The sequence below is a fragment of the Acidisoma sp. genome (assembly GCF_035492295.1).
Lineage (GTDB): Bacteria > Pseudomonadota > Alphaproteobacteria > Acetobacterales > Acetobacteraceae > Acidisoma.
On the sequence record NZ_DATJJK010000054.1, the window covers coordinates 1 to 25,745 of the forward strand.

Annotated in this window: 25 protein-coding genes and 1 pseudogene; 10 read left to right on the top strand and 16 right to left on the bottom strand. The window is 65.3% G+C overall.

Translation table 11 applies throughout. From position 1 onward, the window contains the following. Together VL752_RS03815 and VL752_RS03820 are read left to right on the top strand one after the other, a co-directional pair. A partial coding sequence (locus tag VL752_RS03815; protein ID WP_325352417.1) for an SDR family oxidoreductase occupies positions 1-513 on the top strand: 513 nt, incomplete at its 5' end. Positions 514-605: 92 nt separating this feature from the next. Continuing rightward, positions 606-2,651: a Hint domain-containing protein gene (locus VL752_RS03820; RefSeq protein WP_325352418.1), complete on the top strand. Its 2,046-nt coding sequence runs from the start codon at positions 606-608 to the stop codon at positions 2,649-2,651. Between the two features lie 124 nt (positions 2,652-2,775). Here VL752_RS03820 and VL752_RS03825 read toward each other — a convergent pair whose 3' ends face one another. From VL752_RS03825 to VL752_RS03870, 10 genes are all read right to left on the bottom strand, one after another. Next, positions 2,776-4,587, bottom strand: a complete 1,812-nt coding sequence (locus tag VL752_RS03825; protein ID WP_325352419.1) for a Hint domain-containing protein — start codon at positions 4,585-4,587, stop codon at positions 2,776-2,778. Positions 4,588-4,699: 112 nt separating this feature from the next. After that, on the bottom strand, positions 4,700-6,166 hold the full coding sequence (locus tag VL752_RS03830) for a M81 family metallopeptidase (RefSeq protein ID WP_325352420.1): 1,467 nt from the start codon (positions 6,164-6,166) through the stop codon (positions 4,700-4,702). A 16-nt stretch (positions 6,167-6,182) separates the two neighbouring features. Continuing rightward, positions 6,183-6,674, bottom strand: a complete 492-nt coding sequence (locus VL752_RS03835) for a YbhB/YbcL family Raf kinase inhibitor-like protein (RefSeq protein ID WP_325352421.1) — start codon at positions 6,672-6,674, stop codon at positions 6,183-6,185. 41 nt (positions 6,675-6,715) lie between these two features. Next, on the bottom strand, positions 6,716-7,264 hold the full coding sequence (locus VL752_RS03840) for a methylated-DNA--[protein]-cysteine S-methyltransferase (RefSeq protein ID WP_325352422.1): 549 nt from the start codon (positions 7,262-7,264) through the stop codon (positions 6,716-6,718). Further along, positions 7,248-8,723, bottom strand: a complete 1,476-nt coding sequence (locus VL752_RS03845; protein ID WP_325352423.1) for an AlkA N-terminal domain-containing protein — start codon at positions 8,721-8,723, stop codon at positions 7,248-7,250. Before VL752_RS03845 ends, VL752_RS03840 begins: the two co-directional genes overlap by 17 nt. Positions 8,724-8,786: 63 nt before the next feature. Then, positions 8,787-9,026 (bottom strand): lipoyl domain-containing protein, encoded by a 240-nt coding sequence (locus tag VL752_RS03850; RefSeq protein WP_325352424.1) that lies wholly within the window; start codon positions 9,024-9,026, stop codon positions 8,787-8,789. 66 nt (positions 9,027-9,092) lie between these two features. Next, on the bottom strand, positions 9,093-10,031 hold the full coding sequence (gene panS, locus VL752_RS03855; RefSeq protein ID WP_325352425.1) for a ketopantoate/pantoate/pantothenate transporter PanS: 939 nt from the start codon (positions 10,029-10,031) through the stop codon (positions 9,093-9,095). A gap of 124 nt (positions 10,032-10,155) precedes the next feature. After that, positions 10,156-11,397, bottom strand: coding sequence for a permease (locus VL752_RS03860; RefSeq protein ID WP_325352426.1), 1,242 nt, complete (start codon positions 11,395-11,397; stop codon positions 10,156-10,158). Between the two features lie 168 nt (positions 11,398-11,565). After that, a complete protein-coding gene (locus tag VL752_RS03865) occupies positions 11,566-12,369 on the bottom strand; it encodes an inositol monophosphatase family protein (RefSeq protein WP_325352427.1) in 804 nt (267 codons plus the stop codon). A 38-nt stretch (positions 12,370-12,407) separates the two neighbouring features. Next, complete coding sequence (locus VL752_RS03870; protein ID WP_325352428.1) at positions 12,408-13,316, bottom strand: ROK family protein; 909 nt, start codon at positions 13,314-13,316, stop codon at positions 12,408-12,410. Positions 13,317-13,442: 126 nt separating this feature from the next. Between VL752_RS03870 and VL752_RS03875 the strand changes: the two genes are divergently transcribed. From VL752_RS03875 to VL752_RS03885, 3 genes are all read left to right on the top strand, one after another. Further along, positions 13,443-14,105 (top strand): ribonuclease D, encoded by a 663-nt coding sequence (locus VL752_RS03875; RefSeq protein ID WP_325352429.1) that lies wholly within the window; start codon positions 13,443-13,445, stop codon positions 14,103-14,105. A gap of 69 nt (positions 14,106-14,174) precedes the next feature. Further along, the gene (locus VL752_RS03880; RefSeq protein WP_325352430.1) at positions 14,175-14,810 is read left to right on the top strand and encodes a 2OG-Fe(II) oxygenase family protein; all 636 of its coding nucleotides are present in this window, start codon (positions 14,175-14,177) and stop codon (positions 14,808-14,810) included. Next, positions 14,807-15,388, top strand: coding sequence for an NUDIX domain-containing protein (locus VL752_RS03885; RefSeq protein WP_325352431.1), 582 nt, complete (start codon positions 14,807-14,809; stop codon positions 15,386-15,388). The genes VL752_RS03880 and VL752_RS03885 overlap by 4 nt, the downstream gene beginning before the upstream one ends. A 1-nt stretch (position 15,389) precedes the next feature. Here VL752_RS03885 and VL752_RS03890 read toward each other — a convergent pair whose 3' ends face one another. The 3 genes from VL752_RS03890 to VL752_RS03900 form a co-directional block, all read right to left on the bottom strand. Next, a complete protein-coding gene (locus tag VL752_RS03890) occupies positions 15,390-16,298 on the bottom strand; it encodes a sensor domain-containing diguanylate cyclase (RefSeq protein WP_325352432.1) in 909 nt (302 codons plus the stop codon). A 154-nt stretch (positions 16,299-16,452) separates the two neighbouring features. Then, positions 16,453-17,274 carry a 23S rRNA (adenine(2030)-N(6))-methyltransferase RlmJ gene (locus VL752_RS03895; protein WP_325352433.1) on the bottom strand — a complete coding sequence of 274 codons (822 nt, stop codon included), beginning with the start codon at positions 17,272-17,274 and terminating at the stop codon, positions 16,453-16,455. Positions 17,275-17,289: 15 nt separating this feature from the next. Then, the gene (locus VL752_RS03900; RefSeq protein ID WP_325352434.1) at positions 17,290-17,874 is read right to left on the bottom strand and encodes a TIGR00730 family Rossman fold protein; all 585 of its coding nucleotides are present in this window, start codon (positions 17,872-17,874) and stop codon (positions 17,290-17,292) included. 222 nt (positions 17,875-18,096) lie between these two features. Between VL752_RS03900 and VL752_RS03905 the strand changes: the two genes are divergently transcribed. The 4 genes and pseudogenes from VL752_RS03905 (at position 18,097) to VL752_RS03920 (ending at position 21,371) form a co-directional block, all read left to right on the top strand. Continuing rightward, positions 18,097-19,239, top strand: coding sequence for a LysM peptidoglycan-binding domain-containing protein (locus VL752_RS03905; RefSeq protein ID WP_325352435.1), 1,143 nt, complete (start codon positions 18,097-18,099; stop codon positions 19,237-19,239). A gap of 18 nt (positions 19,240-19,257) precedes the next feature. After that, positions 19,258-19,920: pseudogene (locus VL752_RS03910) on the top strand (phosphatidylserine decarboxylase); the annotation flags it as partial. A 167-nt stretch (positions 19,921-20,087) separates the two neighbouring features. Continuing rightward, complete coding sequence (locus VL752_RS03915; RefSeq protein WP_408863054.1) at positions 20,088-20,981, top strand: CDP-alcohol phosphatidyltransferase family protein; 894 nt, start codon at positions 20,088-20,090, stop codon at positions 20,979-20,981. Between the two features lie 48 nt (positions 20,982-21,029). Then, positions 21,030-21,371 (top strand): antibiotic biosynthesis monooxygenase family protein, encoded by a 342-nt coding sequence (locus VL752_RS03920; protein ID WP_325352436.1) that lies wholly within the window; start codon positions 21,030-21,032, stop codon positions 21,369-21,371. Here the strand turns inward: VL752_RS03920 and VL752_RS03925 are convergent. After that, positions 21,346-22,374: a LacI family DNA-binding transcriptional regulator gene (locus VL752_RS03925; RefSeq protein ID WP_325352437.1), complete on the bottom strand. Its 1,029-nt coding sequence runs from the start codon at positions 22,372-22,374 to the stop codon at positions 21,346-21,348. The genes VL752_RS03920 and VL752_RS03925 overlap by 26 nt on opposite strands. A 128-nt stretch (positions 22,375-22,502) precedes the next feature. Here VL752_RS03925 and VL752_RS03930 point away from each other — a divergent pair, with 128 nt between their 5' ends. Next, positions 22,503-23,696, top strand: a complete 1,194-nt coding sequence (locus VL752_RS03930; RefSeq protein ID WP_325352438.1) for a phytanoyl-CoA dioxygenase family protein — start codon at positions 22,503-22,505, stop codon at positions 23,694-23,696. Positions 23,697-23,699: 3 nt separating this feature from the next. Here the strand turns inward: VL752_RS03930 and nanR are convergent, their stop codons facing one another. After that, a complete protein-coding gene (nanR, locus tag VL752_RS03935) occupies positions 23,700-24,521 on the bottom strand; it encodes a transcriptional regulator NanR (RefSeq protein ID WP_325352439.1) in 822 nt (273 codons plus the stop codon). A gap of 94 nt (positions 24,522-24,615) precedes the next feature. After that, positions 24,616-25,650, bottom strand: coding sequence for a Gfo/Idh/MocA family protein (locus tag VL752_RS03940; protein ID WP_325352440.1), 1,035 nt, complete (start codon positions 25,648-25,650; stop codon positions 24,616-24,618). Positions 25,651-25,745: the final 95 nt, after the last annotated feature.

Below are 25,745 nucleotides of genomic sequence, written 5' to 3' on the forward strand. Positions count from 1 at the left end.
ACCCGCATCGGCGCCTTCGACCATCTGGCCTACACGGCCGGCGAGACGCTGATGCTGCAACCCCTGGCCAATATGGATATTGCGACAGCCCATCGTTTCCTGGAGACCCGCTTCTGGGGCGCTTTGACGGCAGCGAAATACGCGGTGCCAATGATCCGGCCGGGTGGCTCCATCACCTTCACCTCGGGCGTTGCGGGCGAACGGCCGCCGGGCGCTGGCTGGTCTCTCGGCGCCAGTATCTGCGCCGCCATGGACGGGCTCACCCGGGCGCTGGCGCTCGAACTCGCCCCGCTACGCGTCAACCTCGTCTCGCCCGGCTTCGTGCGCACGCCGCTCTGGCGGGACATCGAGGAAGAGGCGCGGGAAGCGCTCTTTGCCTCGGCCGGCGCCAAGCTTCTCACCGGCCGCGTCGGCGAGCCGCAGGAGATCGCGCAAGCCTATCTCTTCCTCATGCAATCCGGCTTCACCACCGGCCATACCCTGGTTCTGGATGGAGGTGGGCGCCTCGTCTGATCGTGTTTCATTGAACTGTCACCGAGCCTCGCTTGCTGCAAACAAACGGTTCGTTAGAGGTCTTCCTTAACTCCCTCCAAAGGAAACTCTCGGTGGCTTCAGACATCGTCTCCAGTGGCATGACCCTTTCGGGTGCTACCATCGCCAGCGGCACAACCTACGACGTTCTTTCCGGCGGCACGCTCGAAAGCAGCACCATCGCTTCGGGCGGTAGCGTCATCATCGAGATTGGTGCCGCAGACAGCGGCACCACCATTCAGGCGGGCGGCATGGAAACGCTGTCCGGTTCCGCCGCGGGAGACGCGGTCTACGGGACCCAGTTGATCAGCGCGAGCGGCGCCATCGCGACCGGCGAGACGATCTACAACGGCGGCAGCATCGACCTCTTCCTCAAGGGCGGCGTTGTCGCGGATACGACGATCCTTTCCGGCGGCACGCTCGCCATCAGCGGCAATGCGATCACATCCGACACCACGATCAATGCCGGCGGTGTCATCGAACTCGAATCACCGAAAGCGCAGCTGCAAGGCAGCGTCGTCTTCAACGGCGCCGGCGAGATCGTTTTCACCGATGTCAGCAGCGCGGGCTATGGCGAGCTCGGAGTCATCTCCGGCTTCGCCGCCGGCGCGGCGATTGACGAGCAGGCGATCGGCACCGGCGCCACGCTCTCCACGAATTATACGAGCGGCGTGACGACGGCGACCATCACCAGCGGCGCGACCACCGAGACGCTCTTCTTCTCGGGCAATGTCACGAGCCTCGGCCTGATCGCCGATGGCACGGGTGGCGTGGAACTCGTCTATGGCTCTGGCGGCACCTCCATCCCCACATCGGGAACGGTTGTGACCGTCGCATCCGGCGCCACCAGCGTGGGCGCGGTCATCGGCAGCGGCGTGACCTATGAGGTCGCCTCCGGCGGGCGCATCCAAAGCGCCACGATCGAGGCGGGCGGCACGGCGATCGTCAACGGCACGGATCTCGATAGCACGATCCTCTCCGGCGGCTTCGAACTTCTCTCCGGCCGCGCCCAGGGCGACAGCGTCTATGGCGTGCAGGAGTTGAGTGCCAGCGCTGCGGCCGTCACGGACGAAACCATCCATGCCGGCGGCATCGTCGAGCTGTTCCTGAAAGGCGCGACGGCCGAAGGGATGACCATCGACGGTAACGGGTCTCTCGTCATCAGCGGCAATGCCGTGGCCGAAGATATCGTCATCAGCAATGGTGGTCTGGTCGACCTCCAATCGCCGAAGGCGGAGCTCGAAGGCGGGATCACCTTTGCGGGTGGCGGTACCATCGCGCTGGATGCCGTATTGAGCGCGGGTTACGGCGACCTCGGCACGATCAGCGGCTTTCAAACCGGCGGGGTGATCGATGACCGCGTGATCGGCACCGGTGCCACGCTTTCGGCGACCTTCGCGGATGGGGTGACGACCGCGACCATCACCAGTGGCTCCACCGAGCAGAGTTTTACCTTCGCCGGCGACCTCACCTCCGGTCTCGCGCTGACGCCCGATCAGACCAGCGGCACGGCGTTGGTCTATGTCCCGTGCTTCGCCGAAGGTACCCGTATCGAGACGGCGCGCGGCGCGGTCGCGGTGGAGAGCCTCGCCCCAGGCGACGAGGCGCTGACGCAGGATGGCCGTTCTCTCAGCGTCACCTGGATCGGCCATCGCCGTGTCGACCTGGCCCGCCATCCGGTGCCCGAAGCGGTCCAGCCGGTGCGGATCAGCCCGCATGCCTTCGGCCAGAACATGCCGGCGCGCCCGGTTCTGCTCTCACCCGATCATGCGGTCTATGCCGAAGGCGTGCTCATCCCGGTGAAGCACTTGGTCAATGGCAGCAGCGTCCGGCAGATCGCGCTGTCCGAGGTGACCTATTTCCATGTCGAACTCACCGAGCATGCGGTGATTCTGGCCGACGGCCTGCCGGCCGAGAGCTATCTGAGCGGCGCGGATCGCACTGGCTTCGCCAATGGCGGCGCCACAATGACACTGCATCCGACATGGGGCCGGGAGGCAGCCGACGGCACGCTGCTCCAGGACGCGATGGGTGCGGCACCGCTTCGCGTTACGGGTCCCGAAGTCGAACAGGTTCGCCTGCTTCTTGCCGAGCGCGCCATGCTGGCCCAGGCGGGCTGACAGGCCTGCGATGATAAAACCCCCGGAGCCGCGAGGTTCCGGGGGTTTTTCTTTGCCTCACACAAGGGTGTGGCCAGATGGGCCAGCCGGCCGCAATCCGGCCGACCCATCTGGCCTGCCGCCCTCAGGCAGCAAGGTTGCGCTGGCGCTCGGCCAGCATCGCGCGCAGGCGCGCAACTTCGGGACCCGTGATACGAAGTGGTGCGGCCCCCAGGACCTCGAAGATCAGGCTTACATCCCGCGCTTCCGAACCCCAGAGCGGATGCAGCGCCGTCTCGGCGGCGCCATTCGCGAAGCTCCTCCGGTCCCCGGTCTCGAGATAGCTTTCCGCCGTCATTCCCTCGGCGAAGATCACCGCATGTTCGGGCAGCTCGATATGGAAATAGGTGAGCTCGGATACCGCGATCTGGCGGATGCTCTCGCCATTGACGAGGTGCTTCACCGGGATGAGCACGCCTTCGGCATAGACCGCATGATCGGGCGAGAGCGTGAGCGGACGCGCAGGCATGTTCTGGCCGAAGGCATGCGGTGCAATCACCACCGGCAGAATGCTTTCAGGCTGGGGGTGGCGCAGGCAATCGACAAAGCGATGACCAATCCAGCGGATGGGCTGGACGCTGCCGTCGAGCGTCTTGACCAGATCGCCTACGGCGAGTTTCTCCACCGCGATCTCGCCCTCAGCGGTCAGGATGCGTGTACCTTCCGCGAAGCATTGCGCGGAGGGGGCGAAGGAGACGCCACGAATATTGGTATCCGCGGCCGCCGTCTCCAGCGTCGTGAAACTCTCATCTGTGGGTAGGCTCGTGGCCGCAAGACTGTCCGTGATGCCGTAAAGATAGGTCTGGTCCGTGTCACCGATCGTCGCATTGGTGGCGTAGAGATAGACCGTGTCGCCGACAACCGTGCCGGTGAGGCCGATCAGACCCGTCGTGCCCTCGATTGCCGTATTGGCGACGAGGTTGAGCCCGGCGGAGAGCGTATAATCCAGCTGCCAAGTACCAGAGACCAGAGACCATTTCTGCAGGCCGCCATCGCCCAGGCCGCCTTCCTTCGGATTGCCGCTGTCCGCGACATAGAGGGTCGTGGAATTGGCGAAGAAGAAGTTCTCCGGGCTGAGATTGACGGCCTTGCCCACGAAGCCGTCATTGATGCCGTTCTCTTCGCCCGCGGTCAGCGTGATCGACTGGCTGATGCCGGGCAATGCCGTCGGCGTCGTCGCACTGTCCGGCAAGGTGCCGTAGGTCGAGATATTCGAAGTGCCGGTTGAGGAGGGCTGCTTGCTGTCACGCGAGACGTAGAGATCGCCATTATAGATCTCGACCGTGCGGGTGTCGGTCGATGCGTCGATCATCGTCGCCGCGCTCGATCCGTCCTGCACCACATAGACGCCCTGGGTGTCATCACCCTTCACGCCCTGGCCGGATATGTAGAAGCTTGTGCCGTCCACCGTCGCGACGCTACGCGGGTTGTTTGTATCGGCAAAGTCATAGACAGCCGTCGAGGTATCGACCGAGCCGGTGAAGCTGATATCGGCGACGACGCGGGCGACGGCCGTGAATTCGCCGCCTTCCACGCTCGTGGTCTGTGCGAGCGCCGTGGTGCCATAAACCGAGGCGCCTCCGTCGTTGAAGGTCTGGTCATTCACACCATAGCCCATGATGACCAGGGATTGCCCATCGGCGGAAAGCTCGATCGTACCTTCGGACGAGGAGCCGTATTCGCCGGAAATCGCGTATTCCGTGGTTCCGTTGACAACCTCGGTCTCTTCCGGGAGCGCCATGGAGGTGACGACAGAGCCCGAAGTCGTCACTTCCTCCAACACGATGGGCGATGCCTGATTGTCGCCGTAGGTGCCGTCATCAGCGCCATCGCCATAAACGCTGATGACCAGGTCGCCCGCCGTGAAGAAGGAGGCTTCGTCGCTCGTGCCAGACATGCCTTGGATTACCCGATACGAAATTGATTATTTGTATCAAGCCACTAGTCGATGAACGACGCTCTGACCAATGACAATCAGGTTGCAGTTCGATGACAGGACAATACCCGTTTCAGGGGCAGAACGGATCTTCGTCCCTTGGCCAGAAGCGCCCAAGACGCTTGCTATAGGGAATGGCCGCAAAATCCTGGGTGAGCGCGCCGGGTGACGTCGCATAGAGCACCGCACTCGCGATCGGCGCGAAGGCGGCATGGAAGTGCTGCATTGACTTGACGACGATGATGCCGAGCGATGCGGGGTCCAGCCCCAGGGTCATCATCGCCTCCGGATGGAAGGTCTGGGTGCGGAGCGTGCAGAGGACGAGGTCGATCCCCTCCCCTCGCACCCAGGCCGAAGGGCCGAGCGAGACCGGCGCCTCCCCGAACCGCTGGACCACGTCATCGGCCAATCCCATGACCGTCACGGTCATGTCGACCGGGCTGCCTGAGGCCGGGCCGCATTTCCCGCCCAGGCGCAGATCGAGCGTGGCGCCGATCCCGGCTTCCATGCAGAAGCGCACGGCAACCGGGTCCCACACATAGCCGAGCATGACGCGGGTGAGGCCCCGGGCACGAACGGCTTCGAGAAAGAAGGTCGAATCACCGGCAGCACCCCCGCCCGGATTGTCGGCGACATCGGCGATGACGACGGGCCTGCCCGGCTTCTCGAGCAGCAGGTCCCGCGCCAATTCGAGTGCGGCATCGACCGTGAGGCAGGCGGGCGAGAGTTCCTTGCGCAGCGCGAAGAAGGCCTCGCCGTGATACCGCGCGGCAGCGATCGCGCGGTCCTGGTCGCCATCGGCGATGGCAATGACTTTTGCTCCCACATCCGCGACATCGGCCCAGGGAAAACCATGCCCGAGCGAGAGGGACAGAATGCCGTCCCGCCCCTCATGGCCGATCATCCGATCCACAAAATCGCGCAAGGGCTGGGCGGTCGGACGAAACATACCGACCATCCGGCAGTCATAGGCCGCCATCACCGGCCGCGTGCGCCCCTCTGCCGCGTCGGCGATGAGGGTGAAGAGTTCCTCCGCCCGCGCCGCGATGTCGATATGGGGATATTCCTTGTAGGTGACGATGACGGTCGCGGCCCGCATCATCGCCTCCGTCAGATGGCAGTGCAGATCAAGCTCCACGCCGATCGGCACGTCCGGGCCAACCGCGGTGCGGACCGCCGCGAGCAGATTGCCCTCGCAATCGTCATAGCCCTCGGCGACCATCGCCCCATGCAGCGCGAGCAGCACCACATCCGGTTTCGCCACACGGAGATCGCCGAGGATCTCGTCGCGAAACCCTTCATAGACGGAGCGCGCGGTGATGCCGCCGGGCTCGGCATAGGCGCAAAGGCTTTCCGCCACCGTCCAGCCCAGCGCCTCGGCGCGCCTGCGCCAGACATAGAGCTGGGCGGAGCAGTAATTCTCCGGCCGGCTGGTGGCATCCCCATGCGCGACGAAGCCCTCGGCAAAAGCCTGGGCACCGGTGGGCAGGGGCGCGAAGGTATTCGTCTCTGTGTCGAGCGCCGCGATGAAGAGCTTCACGCCTCGGGTCGCGCGTTCAGCGGCCGTAATAAGCGGTGATGCTTGCCTTCTCGATCGTCGCGAAATGAAGGTAGTAGCCGACCTGGGCGCCAGGCGAATCCGCGTTCAACGGCAAGCTCTCTTCCTTCAGCGCATGCAGCGTGAAGATGTAGCGGTGCGGCTTGTCGCCTTCCGGCGGGCAGGGGCCGCCGTAGCCCGCAACACCGAAATCCGTGCGACCTTCCACAGCGCCCGCGGGCAGGCCGGATTTGCCGGGATGGCTGGCGCCCTCATCCACACGGCTTGCCCCGGCCGGGATGTTGAAGACCGTCCAATGCCACCAGCCGCTACCCGTCGGGGCATCGGGGTCGTAGCCGGTGAGCGCGAAGCTTTTGGTGCCCTCGGGTGCGCCGGACCAGGCGAAGCCCGGAGAGACATTGCCCCCCGTGCAACCGAAGCCGCCAAAGGCATGGATCTCCGCGATCGTCGCGCCGTCAGCGAAATTTGGGCTCGTCAGGGTCAGGGTCATGGCGCGTCCTCGGGCCTGAGGGTTTTGGAGAAGCGCCGATGTCACGCGGCGCTTCGCCCTGCGTCAAGGCCCGGTAGCAACGCTTGGCGCGGGATCGCGGCCTTTTCATGGGCGAGCAGCCAGGCCTTGCGCGATAGGCCACCGCCATAGCCGGTGAGCGCGGCATCGGCCCCGATGACGCGATGACACGGCACCACAATGGCGATGGGATTGGCGCCATTGGCCGCGCCCACGGCGCGGAAGGCCTGGGGTCGCCCGATCATGGCGGCAAGACGCCCGTAGCCCAGGGTTTCGCCCGGCGGAATTTCCCGCAGCGCGGACCAGACTTCGCGCTGGAACGCCGTCCCGCCTGTCGCCGTTCTGATGTCGTCGAGGGCCGCGAAATCGCCTTCGAAGTAGCGATCGACAGGCTGGCGCAGCGTGGCGGGCGTGGCTTCCGACACCAAGTCCACCGGGCCGTAGTGAAGCCTGAGCAGGCGTTGCATGCGTGGCTCGTAATCGTGGAAATCGAGCGCGCGCAGCAGTTCACCCTCGAAAACGAGCAGGATCTCGCCCAGGGGTGAGGGAATGCGGTCAAGCGACAAGCGCATGAGGTTTCTCTCCCTTTGTTTCGATGGCCTGAAGCCAGAGATGAATGGCGGCATAGGCTCGCCAGGGGCGCCAGGCTTCCGCCGCTTCGGCGAGCGCGCGCGCATCAAGGCCGACGGCGCGCTGCAGCCCAACATCCTGCGTTGGAAAGGCATCGGGTTCGCCCAGAGCCATCAAGGCAATGCATTGCGCGGTCCACGAACCGATGCCGGCAATGGCGGTGAGGCGCCGGACTGTCTCTTCGAGCCCCTGGCCGGGCTCCAGCAGGTCGGGTTCGGCAAGCACAGCCTCGGCGAGGTTGACGATCGCGGCTGCCCGCGCGCGCGGCATGTTGAGATCGAGGCTGAGCGTTTCCCGCGCCGCCACCAGCCGGGCGGGTTCGGGGAAATGCGCCGTGAGACCCGGGATAGCGGTTTCGACCGAGTGGCCGTGAAGCCCAACGAGCCGTGCGGCCAGCTGTCGGGCCGCCGTCAGACTCACCTGCTGGGCAAGGATGATACGCACCGCCGTCTCGAACGGATCCCACGCCCCGGGCAAACGCAATCCGGGCCGCGCCGCGACCGAGGCGGCCAGGCGCGGATCGCGCGCCAGCACGTCGTCGATGGGTCCCGGATCGGCGCCGAGGTCGAGCAGGCCGCGCAGACGCGCGACAATCTGCGGCAGGTGGCGGAGTGCCGCAAAGTCGATGCGGACGCGGAGATGATCGGCCCCGCCTGGTTCGACGGTGATCGTGCCATGGTGCCCGGCCAGGCTGATGACGCGCTGATAGCGACCATCTGCCACCTGCTCCACAGCGGGAATGGCATGGGCCGCCAGCACCCGCAGCGCACCTGCCCAGTCATAGGGCGGGCGGAAAGGCAGGCTAAGGGTAAGACCGCCCTCCCCGCCCGACACGCCGGCCCCGCGGCGCATGGCGCTCGGCGGGCGGCCGTAAAGCGTCAGGAAGACATGGTTGAAGCGCCGCAGGCTTTCGAAGCCGGCGGCAAGTGCCACCTCCGTCAACGGCAGCGCTGTTTCCTCCACCAATTGGCGGGCGAGAAGATTGCGGCGCGTTTGCGCGACCTGGACCGGGCTCGCCCCCAGGTGACCAGCGAAAAGGCGGCGAAGCTGCCGCTCCCCGATGCCCAGCCGGGCCGGCAAATGATCTGGCTTCGCTCCGGCCGCAATCAGCGCCATGGCCCGCTCCACCAGCCGGTGACCAGGCGCGGCACTAGGCGCGCGTTCCGGCCGGCACCGCAGGCAGGAGCGGTAGCCTGCCACTTCGGCCGCCGCCGCTGAGGGGTAGAAGCTGCAGTTCTCGGGCTTAGGCGTCTGCGCCGGGCAGACGGGCCGGCAATAGATGCCGGTGGTCCGCACGGCCGTGAAGAAGCGCCCGTCGAAGCGGGCGTCGCGCGTCAGAAGCGCCCGATAGCAGAGCGCAGGGTCCAGGACGGCGGGCGAGGAGGCGCGGGTTTCCGACATGGCGCCATCATGCCATGCCGAGCCGCCCCTCGCTCGCCGTTTTTGGACATGACCGTATTCTGCTCAGGCGGCGAGACGACCCACGATCGTTCCCGGTTCCACCACGGTATTCGGCCCGGCCAGGATGGTCAGCGCGCCACCCGCCGGCGCGGTGATCTCATGCAGCGCGCTTTCGATCCGCACCTCGGCGATCTTGCTGCCGGACGTGACACGGTCACCATCCGCCACGAACCAGCGCTCCAGAATGCCTTCCGGCAGCATGCCGTTCTGCCACAATTCTTCGCTCAGCCTGATTTCGGTCATGGAAGCCTCCCGGTTTTCAGTTCCCGGCAGCATCCCTCATTCCACCTGCGGAATCCTTGACCGACATCAAGCCCGCGCGGATTTAACCTCAACTCTCGCCTGCGGCTGGCGGCCGTTCCAATAGCCCGCCAGGAGCGAGCCCGAAATATTATGCCAAACGGAGAAGATGGCGCCGGGCAGGGCGGCAAGCGGCGTGAAGTAGAGCTTGCCCAGCGTCGCCGCCAGGCCGGAATTCTGCATGCCCACCTCGAAGGCGAGCGTCCGGCAGACACTTTCGTCGAAGCCGAGCAGGCGCCCGCCCCAATAGCCGCCCAGATAGCCGGTGGCGTTATGCAGAACCACAGCGAGCAGCACGATCGGCCCCACCGAGGCAATCGCCCCCGCCGTGCCGGAAACGACGGCAGCAATGATGAGCAGGATCGAAACCATGGAGACAAGCGGCAGGATGGACTCCACCCGCCGCACCAGCCCATGTACCAGCACGTTCACGACAACGCCCAGCGCCACCGGGATCAGCACGATGCGGACAATGCTGAGCAGCAGGCCGAGGGTATTCACCTCGATCCCATGCGAGACATAGAGGCGCACCAGAAGCGGTGTCGCGATGACGCCGACGAGGGTCGAAACGGCGCTGATCGTCACCGACAATGCCACGTCACCCCCGGCAAGATAGACCATGACGGTGGAGGAAGTGCCGCTTGCGACCGAGCCCACCAGGATCATGCCGACGGCCAGTTGCGGTGGCAGGCCGAGGAGCCGGGCGATGAGGAAAGCCGCCAGCGGCATGATGATATAGTGCAGCACGATGCCGGCGGCGACCGGCCCAGGCTGGCGCGCGACGCGGCGGAAATCCGCCGGCGTCAGCGTGACACCCATGGCGAACATGATGATGCCGAGCAGCAGCGTCACATGCGGCAGGATGGGCTTGAATGCCGCCGGCGCGAAAAAGGCAGCGACGGCGAAGAGGAGAGCCCATAGGGGAAAGAGGCGCGTGATGATGCGCATGACAAATCTCCTTCGGTCGCGGGCCCTCGTTTCGACCGAAGCGGCGCACGGTTAGAGTTCTAGCAAGATTGTGTCGCCTAGCGTGTTTTGGCCGAAAGGAACATAGTCTCTTCCGCCTGTCTGATCAGTGATGATGCGCATGCATCGCTCTATCCGCCTGCGCAGCACCGTGGTCCTGAGCATGATGGATTGCCGGCTCCTCGAGCTTCGGCGACTGGGCTCCTGTGGTGGCGCCATGATGGCCGCAGCAGTGGCGCGCCGGCATCTTCATCGGATTGCGTGTCTTGAGCACCACGGCCCCCAACGCCACCACACCGAAGACGATGTTCAGCCAGAAGGTGTAATTGAGCGAGAAATGCGTCATCTCGGCCTGCATGTTGCCGTGATGCGCCGGGATCAGGCCCAGACCGCCGAAGACCAGTTCCATGATCAGTGCGGCGATCACCATCGTCACGTAGAAAAGGCCGAGGACATAGGCTGCCATCTTCCAGCCGTAGTGGCGGCGATAGACGTCGAGCAGCGGCAGCACGATGAGATCGGCGAAGAGGAAGGCGAGTACGCCGCCGAAGCTCACGCCCGAGCCCCAAAGCACGGCGGCCATTGGGACGTTGCCGATCGAGCAGACGAAGGTCAGCATCGCCACGATGGGGCCGAGCAGCGCATTCAGCGGCACCTGCACCCAGGGGCTCGCGTCATGCACGAACAGCGTCTGCCAGATACCGCTCGGCACGAAGGCCGCCAGCGCACCCGCGATGACGAAGCCGAGAACGATGTCCTTCCACAGCATTTGCCAATCCATCATGAAGCTGTGCGAAGCACGGACCCAGGTCTCGCGCCGGCCCAGCTTCTGCCAGACCGTGCCGGGCTCTTCCGCCATGGCGCCGTGGTCATGGGCGTGACCCCCGGCTTCGGGGTGATGACGGGCTTCTTCCACCAGCCGCTTCGGGTAGGTGAGCTTCACGAGCACGGCGAGGATCCCGATCAGCACAACGCCGCCGATCCATTCCCCGGCCATGAACTGCCACCCCATCAGCAGCAGGAGCACGATGCCGAGTTCCACGACGAGATTGGTGGACGCGAAGAGGAAGGCCAAGCTTGGCACAAGCGCCGCGCCTCGCTTGAACAGCGTGCGACTGACCGAGGCCGCGGCATAGGAACAGCTCGAGCTTGCCGCCCCCGCCACGGTCGCCAGCGTGATTTCCCGGACGCCGTTGCGGCCCAGCGCCCTTTGCATGTGTTCTTTGGAAACAAGGGTTTGCAACAGGGCGGAAATGGCAAAGCCAAGCACCAGGCTCCAGCCTACCTGCCACCCCATGCCCACGGCCATCACCACCGCATGCCAGAGATTGCTGAGAAATGCGTCCATTGTCGGCACTCCCGCCTCGCCGCCTGAGCAGGCGGCAGATTTCGAGATGGGAAGCCGGCGCCAAAGATCGTCCGGCTTCGCCAGAGGCCGGAAGGTAGTGCTTCCCACCATGGGAAGGTCCAGCCTTGGATCCTTCCCTCAGCGTCAGGCAGCCATGCGTTCCCGGTCTCAGACCACGAGCGGCTTCACGCCCACCAGCCCGGCCAGAAACGGAAACACGCCCGGGGAGGCAGCGGCGAGAGGATGGCCGCTCCACATGCCGTCATCGGCCAGGAAATCGCTCACCGTGCCGCCCGCCGCCTCGATAATGCAAAGGCCGGCGAGGCAGTCCCAGGAATTGATATGCGGCTCGACATAGCCGAGCAGCCGCCCGCAAGCGACATCGCACAGCATCAGCGCGCCCGAGCCGTTGCGGAAGAACATGCCCCCCGCGTCCAGGAATTTCGCGAGCAGCGGCAGAAAGGTCGCAGCCCCGATCCGGGAGGAATAGCCGAGACCGGTGAGCCCGTCCGTGATGCGTGCGTCGGGCCGCACATAAATGGGCGCGCCATTCAGCGTCGCCCCCTGGCCCCGCCTGCCGATGAAAATCTCGCCGCGCGCGGGGGCGGCGATGAAGCCGAGTTCCACCCGTCCATCCAGCACGAAGGCGATGGAGACGCACCAGTTCGGCATGTTGCTGACGAAAGGCTGGGTACCGTCGATCGGATCGACCACCCAGATGCCCCGCGCGCCATCAACCGCATCCGCTCTCCCGGTCTCCTCGCCCAGGAAGGCATCCTCCGGGAAGGCCCGCGCCAGCCGGTCACGAATCAGGATCTCGGTATTGAGATCAGCTTCGCTCGCCATGTCCTGCGGACCCTTGGCCTTGATGGTGAGGCTGCCGAGGCTTTGGAAATAGCCCATGGCGAGGCTCGCCGCCTCGTCCACGAGGCGGGCGCCGAAGTCGAAGCGGGAATCAAGATCAAAGGACATCAGTTCGCTTTCGCTGTGAGGAGATCAACGCCCGACAATCAACGCCAGAGCCAGGCGGCACCGCGCACGCCGCTGCTATCCCCGTGGCGGGCACGGACGATTGGCGTCTCGAAGACGGTGGAGAAGGTATAGCGCGCCAGAACCGGCGGCAGGTCACGATACAATTCATCGACATTCGACATCCCGCCGCCCATCACGAAGACATCCGGGTCAAGCGCATTGACGACGAGGGAGAGGCCGCGCGCCACGCGGTCCACATAACGGTGCCAGATGAGGGCTGAAAGCCGGTCGCCGTCGCGCATCTTTTGGATGATTCCAGGAGAGGTAATGCTCTCCGGGTCAATATCGGGCGGTGCGTGGCGCAGGTAATCCGCGCGAAAGGCGCGGCCGGAGACCCAGGTCTCCAGGCACCCATGCTTGCCGCAATAGCAGGGCGCGCCGGGGATTTCCGTCACATCGGGCATGGGCAGCGGGTTATGGCCCCATTCCCCGGCGCTGTTATTGGGACCGTGATGGGCGCGGCCGCCGACGGCGACACCGGCCCCCGCGCCGCTGCCGAGGATCACCGCGAAGACCACATTATAGCCTGCGCCCGCTCCGTCCACCGCTTCGGATGCCGCCAGGCAATCGGCGTCGTTCTCGACCCGGATGTCCCGGCCCAGCGCGTGTCGGAGATCCGCCTCCACTGGCCGGCCGAGCAACCAGGTGGAACTCGCCCCCTTGCCGCGGCGGGATTTCGGTTCCAGCGAACCGGGGATGCCGATGCCAATCTTGCCCTCTCCACCGGCCGCGGCTTCGAGGCGGGCGACGAGATCCGCGATGAGGGTGAGGCAGCCGTCGTAATCATGTCGGGGCGTATCAGCGCGCAGGCGGGCGATTTCCGCGCCATCGGGCGTCATCGCGATGCCCTCGATCTTGGTGCCGCCCCAGTCGATGCCGATCAGCATGAAGTTTGCTCGCTCTCCGGCGTGTCTTGAGCGCACGCCTCTCCCGCACTTATGCGACGAAATGGCAAATTTGTCACGAAAGTCGGAGGTGCTTGAGGCGGAGCGCCCCGCGGCCTATGCAGCCGCATGGCCAGCATCACCCAATTCCTGCCCCATGCCACCATCCATCTCCACCGGCACGACTTGCCGCCCGATCTCGACCTCGGCTCAAGCATTGCCGTCGATACCGAGACGATGGGTCTCGACCCGCGGCGCGACCGGCTCTGTCTCATCCAGCTCTCGGCCGGGGACGGGCAGGCCCATCTCGTGCAGCTGATCCCGGAAGCGCTCGGCGGCCGCGGCTATGACTGCCCGAACCTCAAGGCGCTCCTAGCCGACCCCAGCCGTTTGAAACTCATGCATTTCGCGCGCTTCGATGTCGCGATCCTCTATCATGCGCTGGGAATTGAGGCCTCGCCCGTGATCTGCACCAAGATCGCGGCCAAGCTCGTCCGCACTTTCACGGAACGCCATGGGCTGCGCGACCTCTGCCGGGAGTTGCTCGGCATCGACATCTCCAAGCAGCAACAGACGAGCGATTGGGGGGCGCCCGATCTGACGCCGGAGCAGCTCGCCTATGCGGCATCGGACGTACTGCATCTGCATGCGCTCTGGGCCCGGCTCGAAGCCCTGCTGCTGCGCGAGAATCGGCGCGATCTCGCCCAGTCCTGCTTCGATTTCCTGCCCGCGCGCTGCAAGCTGGACCTGCTGGGCTATGCCGAGCCCGACATCTTTGCCCATCGGGGCTGAGCGGCGCGCGGCTCGCAAGCCACTGCAGCTGTGGTAAGGTTTACACATTCTGAGCACCGGAAGACGGCAATGATAGACCTCGATTACCAAGCCCTCGACGAGACCCCGGTTTCGAGCGATCCCTATACCCACGTCATCGTGGAGAATTTCGTGAGGCCGGAGCCTCTGGCGTCGGTCGTGGCCGAACTGCCGAAGCTCAGTAAGGGCGGGTCCTTCCCGATCGACTCGCTTAAATTCGGCCCACATGCCAAGGCGCTGATGACGGAGCTCGAGGGCCCCCGCTTCCGCGACGCCGTCGCCCGGAAGTTCGGCCTCGATCTGATAGGCGCGCCAACCATGGTAACGCTGCGCGGCGCTTCGCGCGAGAAGGACGGCCGCATCCATTGCGACAGCACGACCAAGCGCGTGACCATTCTCCTCTATTTGAACCCCGAGACCGAGGCCTGGGCGCGCCGCGAGGGCTGCCTGCGCCTGCTCCGCGGGCCGGATGATATCGAGGATTATGTGGTTGAAGTGCCCCCCGTGAACGGCACGCTGCTGATCTTCCCGAACGGCCCCACGACCTGGCATGGGCACAAGCAGTTCGTTGGTGCCCGTTACGTCATCCAACTCAACTACATGACGACGGACGCGACAGCACGCTCCGAAATGCGCCGCCACAAGGTCTCGGCCTTTATCAAGCGCCTGACCTCCTCCGCGGCGTGAGCGAAGGAAACCCGATTCGGAACCTGCGGGAGACGGTTCTCTCGGATGAGACCTTTCTCCTGCGCCGGCTGGAGTTCGAGCAGCGACGGCGGGACGGGTCTTGGCAGCCGCTCAAGCGGGAGTTGTACGATCACGGCAATGCCGCGGCCCTTCTGGCCCATGACCCAGGCCGTGGCACCGTGCTGCTGGTGCGGCAGATCCGCTTCGTGACTTATCTGAACGGCCATCCCCATCCTCTGCTGGAAGTTTGCGCCGGGATGCTGGACCGGGACGAGCCGCGAACCGCCATCATCCGGGAAGCGGAGGAGGAATTAGGTTACCGCATCCGCGACGTGCGGCAGGTCTTCGAGGCCTTCATGAGCCCCGGCTGCTTCACGGAAAAAATATCGTTCTTTGCAGGCTGCTATAGTGCCGAGGACCGCATCGGCCGCGGCGGGGGTCTAGCCGCCGAAGGCGAGGATATCGAGGTGGTCGAAATGCCGCTGACCGAGGCCTTGGCGCTGATCGGCACTGGCGGCATCGTGGACGCGAAAACGATCATGCTGCTGCAATGGGCCGCGCTGCACGGACTCGGGTAAACTAGGCCGCGATTTCCAGCCGGTCGCGGCCGGCATTCTTGGCCATGTACAAGGCTTGGTCCGCCCGCGCGTAGAGGTCCGTCACCGAGCCTCCCGGCAGGATTTCGGCGATCCCCCCTGAACAAGTGTAGGACAGCGACGGCGCCTCAGAAATGGGCCTTGCCTTCCTGACCTTTTCGAGAATGCCGGCGACGATGAATTTTGCTCTGGCAAGGTCGGTATCGGGGAGAATCAGCATGAACTCCTCGCCTCCGATGCGGCCGAACCAGTCCCGTCGGCGCATGGCCGTCTGCACCAGACGGGCAAACTCGACGAGAACCTGATCGCCGATCTGGTGGCCGAAGCTGTCGTTGATGCGCTTGAAGAAATCGAGGTCAAGCAGGCAGACGCATCCTGGAGCGGCGCGCCCTTGCGCGACGGCTTCGTTGAGCGCCTCAAGCGCGGTCATCATCGAGCGGCGGCTGGAGACGCCCGTGAGATCGTCCGTCTGGGACGCGCGGAGGGCGAGATCGTGGGCCTGCCGCAGGGCCCGGTCACCGACCCTGAGTTGCGTGATGTCGGTCGCGAGGCACAGCATCCAGCCGTCAGCGTCGACCGTTTCCGTCATCCAGAACCAGCGCCCGTCGACCTGATCCATTTCGAAGGCGCGAAAGGATGCTTTCCCACGCCGGGACTTGGTGGAGGTGAGCCAGGATTCGAATTCCATCGAACCGACGACCGTGCCGAGGCCCGCACCTAGGTTCCGGCGCATGATCTCTTCCCAGGAAGGAGTCTCATGCGCGTCCAGCGAGAAGGCGGAGCGAAATGCCGCATTGGCATATCGCAGGCGGTCCATACGATCATAGAGGGCGATCAGCACCGGGCTCTCAAGTTGGACTGCGACGAGCCTGGAGAGAATCTGATCGTTCATGAAATGATCATTACCTGAGAACGAGCGGAGCCTTCATCTATTTCCGATTTGTTTGTCGTTTGGGCGATTCAGTTGACATTATTAACCGTCTAGCACGCGACCAAGTCACACTATGGCATAAGTGCAAATCGCGTCCAGTGCGCCGCAATATCCCTTACTCTGCCACGATCCGCGTCACCTGACTCCCCGCGCCCGCCTCTCGCGTGGTCAGCCGCGCCGCTAAGGCTGCCAGGATTGGTCCAGCCTCTTCATCGAACTTCCACGGTGGGTTCACAACCAGAAGTCCGCAGCCGTTGAGGCGATCGGGCTCCACCGGCTCACGCAGCAACAATTCTCCCGCCACCACATCCCGGATTTTCGCATCGGCCACCGCCTGGTGGAAGGCCCGGACCGGGGCGCGATGTTTGATTGGATACCAGGCAGCATAGACGCCGGATGGGAATTTTCGGTGGGCCTGATGCAGCGCCTCGGTCAGCCGCGAAAATTCATCGCCGCGCTCATACGGCGGATCGATGAGGATCAGGCCCCGCTTCTCCTTGGGAGGCAGGAACGCACCCATCGCCTCATAGCCATCCCGCAGATGCACGGCGACTTGACGGTCATCACGGAAATTATGCCGGCAAGCCAAAAAATCCTCGGGGTGCAGCTCGCAGCAGATCAGCCGGTCCTGGGGACGAAGCACCTCTGCCACGATGGCGGGCGAGCCCGGGTAGAGGCCGAGCGTTTCGACGATCCCGAGATAATCGGCGAGTGCCGGGTCCGTCGTTCCCACCTGCAGCCGGCCGATGCCGCCCTGCCATTCTCCCGTGCGCTGCGCCTCGTCTCCGGACAGGTCATAGCGCCCGATGCCGGCATGGGTGTCGAGCGTCAGGAAGCCCGCCTCCTTCCTCTGCATGGCCCGCAGCAGCCAGAGCAGCAGTGCATGCTTCATGCAGTCGGCGAAATTGCCGGCATGGAAGGCGTGGCGGTAATTCACGTCAGGCCAATCCGTTCAGAGGCGCGAGACCGGCGTGGCGCTCTCGATGGCCGGCAATTCGACGAGACGCTGCACAATGGACTCGGCGTTGGGCAGGATCTCGAACCACTCACGGGCACGAACGGGCACGAAGCCCATTGCGACATAGCTTTCCACCATACCTTTGAAATGCTTCCCCCAGCCCATGACATCGCAGATCAGGATGGGCTTGGCATGCAGGTCAAGCTGCCGCCAAGTAATCATCTCAAAGGTTTCGTCCAAGGTTCCGAGACCGCCCGGCAGAGTCACGAACCCGTCCGACATCTCGAACATCCGGCGCTTCCGACTGTGCATGCTGTCGGTCACGATCATTTCGGTGACCTTGGTATGCGCCACTTCGCGGCGCGCCAGGAAATCCGGGATGATCCCGACCACGTCGCCGCCGGCGGCCAAGGCCCCGTCCGCGACTGCCCCCATCATTCCGATGCTGCCGCCGCCGAAGATGACGGTGATGCCGGCTTCAGCAAGCCCCCGGCCGAGGCGCGTCGCCGTTTCCCGGAAGACCGGATCGCTGCCCGATGCCGCACCACCGAAAACAGTCACCGCCTTGATCGCCGGCATTCCCTCAGTCCTTTGCAAGATATCCCTCTCCTTGGTGGCAGGCTGCCCGGTTCGATGCAACCCTGGAGCGAAGACCACGCCGCACCTGCGCGAAACCCCGCGCAATGCTCACGCATGCGTGCTAAAAGATGAGGGACTCGGAAACGGCTCCGCCCAAGCATGCGCGGCAGGATTGGTGTCTGATGACTTTGGTGTCTCATGACTGAGGCGACACGGCAGGGCATGTCTTCGACGCGGCGGCCCGGCAACCCGCTGGGTGTGGCCGCGCTGGCGGCGATCTGCCTCCTCGGCGCCGCCGGCCTCTATTTCTACGAGACTCACGGGCGCCTGCCCGCGCGGCCCGTCGTGCAAGGTTCAACGCCCGCCCCGACAAAAATCCTACCTGCGACGCCACCCCCGTCGGCCCAGGCCGCCGCGAAGGCTGCGACCACGGCCGCCCCGCCCGTCGCGGCGCCTGCCGCGACCACGGCCAGCGCAGCGCCGAGCGTCGATGTCGTGCGCGTGGACAAGGATCGCAACCTGGTCATGGCCGGTCGCGCGGCACCGGGCGAGACACTCACCATCCGCAGCGGCGGCGCCTCCCTCGGCACCGTGACCGCTGGAGAGGACGGGCAATGGGTCTTCCTCCCCGACGCCCCCCTCGCGCCTGGCGCCCACCAGCTCACGGTTGCGGGCCCCGGCGTCGCCGCGGAGGATGGCGCGCATCAGACGCAGGTTCTGCTCGGCCTACCGCAATCGGGCCCCGCCACAGCCCGAGCCCCAGGCAATAGCCTGAAAACCGGCCCGCTCGTCGTCCTGTCCCAGGGCAATGCCGCGCCGCGGCTGCTCGCCGGGCCGATGGCCAAGACCTCGGGCCCCGTCGGGCTCGATATCGTGGAGTACGACGATCAGGGCCGCATCCGCTTCACCGGCCATGCAGCGCCCGGCCATTCCGTGCGCCTCTATGTCAATAACAAGCCGGTAGGGGACGCCCAGGCCGATGCGCAGGGCCGCTGGTCACTCACGCCGTCGCAGGATCTCGCACCCGGCGTCTATTCGCTCCGCACCGACGAACTCGCCCCCGGCGGTGACAAGGTCGTGGCGCGCAGCCAGGTGCCCTTCGCCCGGGCCGATCTCTCGCACGCGCTGAAAGACGGCCAGGCCGTGATTCAGCCCGGCGACTGCCTGTGGACCATCGCGCGGAGCGATTACGGCCACGGCGTGAAATACACCGCGATCTTCGTGAAGAACCAGGACCAGATCCGCGACCCCGACCTCATCTATCCGGGCCAGGTATTCCACATGCCGACGGCGGACGAGGCAGCCCATGCGCCCCCGCCCTCCGCGATCAAGAAGGCAAGGCGGGGCGAGACAAGCCAGGGGTAGGACTGTAAACAGGCGGCCATGGCTCATCCCAGCGCTTTCAAATACGTCCTTTCCCCTCCGCATCCGGCGGCGCGACCTTTCCTGGCCATCGGCGCCGCCGTGGTGCTGCTGGGCCTCATCGTCGCCAGTTGGCTTGCCTGGATCGGCGTCGTCTTCATCCTCTTCTGCCTCTATTTCTTTCGCGATCCGGAGCGGTTCCCGCCCAGTCGCCCCAATGTCATGCTGGCCCCGGCCGACGGGCATGTGGTGAGCGTGGCGCTGGTGCCGCCGCCGTCTGAGCTTGGGCTCGGCACCATGCCGCGCTGGCGGGTCGCAACCTTCCTCTCCGTCCTCGACGTGCATGTGAACCGTATGCCGGCGGACGGCACGGTGACGCGCATCGCCTATCACCACGGCAAGTTCCTCAGCGCCAACATGGATAAGGCTTCGGACGAGAACGAGCGCAATGCGCTCGCCATCCGGCTGGCCGACGGGCGGGAGATTGCGGTCGTTCAAATCGCCGGGCTGATCGCCCGCCGCATCCTGTGCGACGTCAAGGAAGGCGACCACGTCCAGGCCGGCAGCCGCTTCGGCATCATCCGTTTCGGCAGCCGCACCGACCTCTATCTGCCTGTCGGTGTGTTGCCGCTCGTCGCCGAGGGACAGACGATGATCGGCGGCGAAACGGTGATCGCCGAAATCGGCGATCTATTCGATGCGGAAGAAGATCCTCTGATGGCGGCCATGGATCCGGTCGATCTCGCGGATGTGCCCGCAGAAGAAAGCGTGGCGATCCTGACCGATCCCGAGGCGCCAGTGAGCGATCCGCTGCCGCCGGGCCTGCTGGACAAGCCCCAGCCGGGCCAGCCGTGAGCGAAAATCCGGCCGGCGACCGGCCTGGCGGCGCGTCCCCGGAGACCCGCATATGGCCGGTGCGCCGCAAGCGGCGCCGGCTGCGGCGCCCGGCGCACCGGCCGCGCTTCAAGGGCCCTTCCTTCAACCGCGTGCTGCCCAATCTGCTGACCATGCTCGGCCTCTGCGCCGGGTTGACCGGCATGCGCTTCGGGCTGGACGGACAGTTCGATGCTGCCGTCATTGCGATCGCCGTCGCGGCAGTGATCGACGGGCTGGACGGTCGCATCGCCCGCCTGCTCAAGGGCACCTCCCGCTTCGGCGCGGAGTTCGACAGTCTGGCGGATTTCCTGTGTTTCGGGGTCGCGCCCTCCTTCCTGCTCTATGTCTGGTCCCTCCATCGCTTCGGCGGGGCCGGCTTTATTCCCTCGCTGATCTTCGCGGTCTGCATGGCGCTGCGCCTGGCGCGCTTCAACGCCTCCCTGGATGCAACGCCGGCGCCGAAATACACCGCCGGGTTCTTCACCGGGGTCCCAGCGCCGGCTGGCGCCCTCCTCGCTCTCTTTCCGATTTTCGTTGGGCTGGAGGCGCGTTCGCTCGATCTGCCGTGGCTCGAACACCTCGCCCATGCGCCGCCTATCGTGGCGCTGGTGCTGATCGGCACCGCGCTCCTGCTGGTCTCCACCCTGCCAGTCTGGAGCTTCAAGAATTTCAAGGTTCCAGCGCCTGCCGTGTTGCCGCTGCTGCTCGGCACAGGCGTCTACGCTGCCATCCTGCTGGCCGAACCCTGGGCGGCCTTCGCTGCTGCGGGCGTGATCTACGCTGGCATGCTGCCCTTCAGCATCCGCAGCTTCCGCAGCCTGCGCGAAGAGGCCGAGGCCATGCGCGTCGAGGAAGACGACGACAGCTAGAGATGAAACCCGCTAGTCTCGCCCGGCCGAGCGAAGGAGGGTTCCGCGATGATATGCCGCATCTGGCATGGCTGGACGACGCCCGAAAATGCCGCCACCTATGAGAAGGTCGTGCGCGGCGAGGTGATCCCGGGGATCGAAGCGATGGCGATCCCGGGCTTTCTGCATATCGACCTGATGCGCCGGGATCTGGATTCCGAGGTCGAATTCACGACGCTCATGTGGTTTCGCGATCTCGACGCCGTGAAGCGCTTCGTGGGGGGAGATTACAGCGCGAGCCATGTGCCGCCGGCGGCCCGCGCCGTGCTGTCCCGCTTCGAACCCCATGCCGCCCATCTTACCGTGCTGGACCGGCGGCCGCAGCCTATCCGAGACCCGGAGGCAGGTTGAAGGGCGTGATCACCTGAACCGGTGAAACCGCAGCGCCCGGCACCTCCCGCAGCGCGCCATGGGCCTGCATGATGTGGCGGCACGCGGTACGCATGTCCTGGTTCAGGTCGTGATGCAGCACGGCGCTGATCCGCCGCTCCCGCAGCAGGCGGGCATTCTCGGCATCCAAATCATGCGCCACGAAGACAGTGCAATGCCGCCCGGCCTCGGCGAAGGCGGCGAGCACGGCATTGTTGCCGCCGCCAATGGAATAGGCCCCGGCGATCAAGCGATCCTCGGTCAGGGCACGACGCGCGAGGGCCACGGTCTCCCGGTCCATGCCGTAGCCCTCGCTCACCTCGACAATGCCGAGATCGGGATGAAAGCGGCGCAGCGCCTGGCGAAAACCCTGTTCCCGCTCCTCCTCCCCCCGAAAGCGGTTGCTGCTGAGCGTCACCAGCACGCGGGCCCGGTTGGGCTTAAGCCAGCTGCCTACGAGGAAGGCCGCCGTCTCCCCCGCCGCCCGATTGTCGATGCCGACATAGGCGTGGCGGCGGGCATGGGGCAGGTCGGTCACGATCGTCACCACCGGAATGCCGGACGTGGCCAGCCGATCCACCGCCGCCGATACCTCCGGCACGTCCGGCGCCTTGAGAATGACGCCGTGGCTGCCGCGGGCCCGGATACCCTCCAGCGCCTGCACGAGCGCTTCGGCCGGGATGATCTCCCAGAGATGAAAGCGGGCGCGGAAGACGGCAGGCTGCAGCGTCGGCAACTCCGCCTCCAGCGCCGTACGGACGGCAGCCGAGAAGCGAACCGGTGTTTCCATGACCAGATCGATGTTGAACTTGCGGCCGGACAGCGCCCGCTGCCGGCTTTGTACCTCGAGCTCGCGGATCGCTTCGGTCACGCGGGCGCGCGTCAAAGCCCGCACGCCGGGCCGCTCGTTCAGCACGCGGTCGACGGTCGCCTGGCTGAGACCAGCTTGGGCTGCGATTTCCTTGACGAGAAAGGTGCGGGACATAGCCGGTACAGTGCCGGAGAACCACGCCGGGTGCGAATGATTTCTGATGGTTTTCTGATGGATTTCTGAGCGCCAAAGTGCCGCAGAAGCGCATAACGTCGGGCCATCGTCCTATAGGGAGAAGCGCCATGAAGAGCGACAATCTGACCCGGATGCGGTCCGACCGTGTCTATCTCTCACCCGAGCGGGTCTGGCTCGACGAACTGGCCACACTTGCCGCGACCGAGACACGGCTCGGAGACTACCCGCTGGCTTTCGAGGTCGCGTCGCGCGTGCTGATCTATGATTGCGACCGCATTCGCGCTGAGGCGGCGAGCGCGGCAGGCCGCCGCGCGGTACTCGCCGAATGGGCGGAAGCGCTGATGGACGGGCCCGGCATCATTGTGCTGCGCCGCGCCTTCCCGGACCCTGCACCGATCGATGCCGCGACCACGATCTTCCAGGAGATCATCGCCGAGCAGCATGCGACCAACACCGGCGGTGGCGACCATTTCGCCAAGCCCGGCGCCAATGACCGCATCTGGAATGCGCTGGAGAAACTCTGCCTGCGCGCGCCGGAGGTCTTCGCCGGCTATTACGGCAACGAGATCCTCGCCATGGTCAGCGAGGCCTGGCTTGGCCCTGCCTATCAGTTCACCAGCCAGGTGAATGTGGTGAACCCGGGCGGCGCCTCTCAATCCGCCCATCGCGACTACCATCTGGGCTTCATGACCTCGGAGCAGATGGCGCAATACCCGGCCCATGTGCACCGGCTGTCCCCGGTGCTGACCCTGCAAGGCGCGGTCGCGCATTGCGACATGCCGGTGGAAAGCGGCCCCACCCTCTACCTGCCCTATTCGCAGAAATACGAGCCCGGCTACCTCGCCATCACCACACCGAATTTCCGCGACCATTTCGAGACGCATCATGTGCAGCTTCCCCTGCGAAAGGGCGATGCCGCCTTCTTCAACCCCGCCTTGTTCCACGCCGCCGGCACCAACCGGTCGAAGGACATCCGGCGCATGGCAAATCTGCTCCAGGTCTCCTCCGCCTTCGGGCGCGCCATGGAGAGCATGGACCGCACCCGAATGAGTGCGACGCTCTACCCCGCGCTGCGGGCGATGCAGGCCGAGCGGCGGATGCCCGAGACGCGGGCATTGGATGCGATTGCGGCCTGCGCCGAGGGCTACCCCTTCCCGACCAATCTCGACCGCGACCCTCCGATCGGCGGGCTGGCACCGAAAAGCCAGCAGGCCCTTATGCGAGAGGCCTTCCTTGCCGGCCACCCGGCGGACACTTTCATCGCGGATCTCACAGCCCAGGCCGAGCGGCGGCTGACCTGAGGCTTACAACTCGACTTCCGAAATAGGGGACGGCGCATGCACCGTGCCGTTCCCCGAGAGGAAAAGGCCGCGGCTGCGCAGGAGATGGGTGCGCATCGCTTCGCCAGCCGCATCCTCGTCATGGGCGATGATGGCATCGAGGATGATCCGATGTTCCTCGAGTGTGATGGTCTCGTGCCCTTTCCAGAGCAGCAGGCTCGCATGGAACATGCTCAGCCAATGGAGCATGGCGCGGCTCACTGCCTCCAGCACCCCGTTGCGGGAGATGCTGGCGATCACGGTATGAAATTCCATGTCGGCGGCGACGAAGCGGGCCGAATCCTTCTGCAGATGCGCGGCTTGGGTCGCAAGGGCCGCTTCCAGACGCGCGATATCCTCGACACTCGCCTGGCGCGCCGCCTCCCGTACCATGCCGATCTCGAAGAAGATTCGGGCGTCCTGAAGCTGCGAGAGGCTTTGCGGTTGCGTCGCGAGGATATGGCGGGCGGCATGCTCGATCTGGCCGATGACGTCCGCGACCGTCGGTTGCGAAACGCGGGCGCGCTCCCCATGGGTGATGACGATGAGGCCCAACTTTTCCAGCCGCTGCATTGCTTCCCGGATCGCCGGGCGGCCGACACCATAGGCCGCCATCAATTCGCGCTCGGACGGGATATGGACCCCGGGGGCGTAAAGGCCGGTCTCGATATCCTTCAGCAGGCGATCGAAAACTTCGTCCGACAGCTTACGCCGCACGATCTTGCGGATGGGCAACGGCTCCCGTCGGCGGGTGGCAGCAGGAGCCCTCGCCTCTTCCTGAGCCTTTCCTGTCACGCTTTTCGCCATGCCGCTGCCGCCGTCCCCGTCAGTGTGTACAATCCTGCCTACCCAATGGTCTTAGGCACCGCAACCACAACCCTGCCGCGAGGCGGAAGCGCCGTCACGCGGCAGGCTGGATGATGGAACCACTTTCGGCCGAAGCATAGGCCGCCATGACCAGCCCATAGGTACGGAGATTATCCGCGCCGGAGGTTTCGGGTGACTTGCCCGCGCGCCAGCTCTCCACCCAATGCCGCTCGAGGTTGAGCACACTCTCCTGCAGCACGTGCCAGGGCTTCTGGGTCCAGGCCGGGGTTTCCGGTTCCACGCTCTGCTCCGTCACCGTCCCTTCGGACGTGACACGCAGCCGGTAGCCCTCCAGCAGTTCGATCGTACCATGCTCTCCTTCGATCCGCAGCAAGGTTTGCGGGAAGGGCTCCGGCAGACGGCGGCTGGCGTAGCTGCAATCGACGATGCTCACGCCGCCGTTCTGGTGGCGGATCAGGCTCGTTGCCACATCCTCCCCTGCGATCTTCGGATTGATGTGCTGCGTCTGGCAATAGAGGGTTTCGACCTCGCCCATGATGGCGCGGCAGACATCAAGGATATGGATGCCCAGATCGATAAGGATGAAGCGTTTCTCGGTCGCGAGATAGGGCTGACCGGAAAAGACATCGTAGCCGCTGCGGAAGGAGGCCTGGAGGAAGTGGGCGCGTCCGATCCGTCCTTCGGCCAGGGCCTTGCGAGCCGCCAGGATGGGGGACTGGAAGCGGAAGTTCTCGTGCACCATCAGCCGCAGGCCGGCACGCTCGCAGATTTCCACGATGGCGCGGCAATCCTCGATGGAGGGTGCGAGGGGCTTCTGCACAATGACATGCACGCCGTGAGAGGCCGCAAGCTCAACCAGCGCGCGATGCGTCTGCATCGTCGTCGCGATGTCCACGAAATCAAGCTTTTCGGCGGCCATCATCGCAGCCGCGTCGGTATAGGCGCGGGCCGCACCGAAGGTCGTGCGCGCTGCCTCAGCCTTGGCTGCATCCCGGTCGCAGACGGCCACGATCTCGACCCCGGGGATCGAAGCCCAGGCATGGAGATGGTTCTGGGCGAAGAAGCCGCAGCCGATCAGGGCCATGCGCAGCCTGGGTTCAGTCGTCATTCTTGTTCCTTCCTCCCGCGTGATGAACGGCGTCGTCAGCCGGGTCCGTCGATCCAAAGCGTGCCGTAGCCGGGGAGCGCCACCCGCGCGCCGTC

Coding starts and splice junctions, on each gene's coding strand:
- VL752_RS03825 (WP_325352419.1), bottom strand. CDS start 4,587: ATGTCTGGCACGAGCGACGAAGCCTCCTTCTTCACGGCGGGCGACCTG.
- VL752_RS03835 (WP_325352421.1), bottom strand. CDS start 6,674: ATGACCCTGACCCTGACGAGCCCAAATTTCGCTGACGGCGCGACGATC.
- VL752_RS03840 (WP_325352422.1), bottom strand. CDS start 7,264: ATGCGCTTGTCGCTTGACCGCATTCCCTCACCCCTGGGCGAGATCCTG.
- VL752_RS03845 (WP_325352423.1), bottom strand. CDS start 8,723: ATGTCGGAAACCCGCGCCTCCTCGCCCGCCGTCCTGGACCCTGCGCTC.
- VL752_RS03850 (WP_325352424.1), bottom strand. CDS start 9,026: ATGACCGAAATCAGGCTGAGCGAAGAATTGTGGCAGAACGGCATGCTG.
- panS (WP_325352425.1), bottom strand. CDS start 10,031: ATGCGCATCATCACGCGCCTCTTTCCCCTATGGGCTCTCCTCTTCGCC.
- VL752_RS03860 (WP_325352426.1), bottom strand. CDS start 11,397: ATGGACGCATTTCTCAGCAATCTCTGGCATGCGGTGGTGATGGCCGTG.
- VL752_RS03865 (WP_325352427.1), bottom strand. CDS start 12,369: ATGTCCTTTGATCTTGATTCCCGCTTCGACTTCGGCGCCCGCCTCGTG.
- VL752_RS03870 (WP_325352428.1), bottom strand. CDS start 13,316: ATGCTGATCGGCATCGACTGGGGCGGCACCAAGATCGAGGGCATCGCG.
- VL752_RS03875 (WP_325352429.1), top strand. CDS start 13,443: ATGGCCAGCATCACCCAATTCCTGCCCCATGCCACCATCCATCTCCAC.
- VL752_RS03880 (WP_325352430.1), top strand. CDS start 14,175: ATGATAGACCTCGATTACCAAGCCCTCGACGAGACCCCGGTTTCGAGC.
- VL752_RS03890 (WP_325352432.1), bottom strand. CDS start 16,298: ATGAACGATCAGATTCTCTCCAGGCTCGTCGCAGTCCAACTTGAGAGC.
- VL752_RS03900 (WP_325352434.1), bottom strand. CDS start 17,874: ATGCCGGCGATCAAGGCGGTGACTGTTTTCGGTGGTGCGGCATCGGGC.
- VL752_RS03905 (WP_325352435.1), top strand. CDS start 18,097: ATGTCTTCGACGCGGCGGCCCGGCAACCCGCTGGGTGTGGCCGCGCTG.
- VL752_RS03920 (WP_325352436.1), top strand. CDS start 21,030: ATGATATGCCGCATCTGGCATGGCTGGACGACGCCCGAAAATGCCGCC.
- VL752_RS03925 (WP_325352437.1), bottom strand. CDS start 22,374: ATGTCCCGCACCTTTCTCGTCAAGGAAATCGCAGCCCAAGCTGGTCTC.
- VL752_RS03930 (WP_325352438.1), top strand. CDS start 22,503: ATGAAGAGCGACAATCTGACCCGGATGCGGTCCGACCGTGTCTATCTC.
- nanR (WP_325352439.1), bottom strand. CDS start 24,521: ATGGCGAAAAGCGTGACAGGAAAGGCTCAGGAAGAGGCGAGGGCTCCT.
- VL752_RS03940 (WP_325352440.1), bottom strand. CDS start 25,650: ATGACGACTGAACCCAGGCTGCGCATGGCCCTGATCGGCTGCGGCTTC.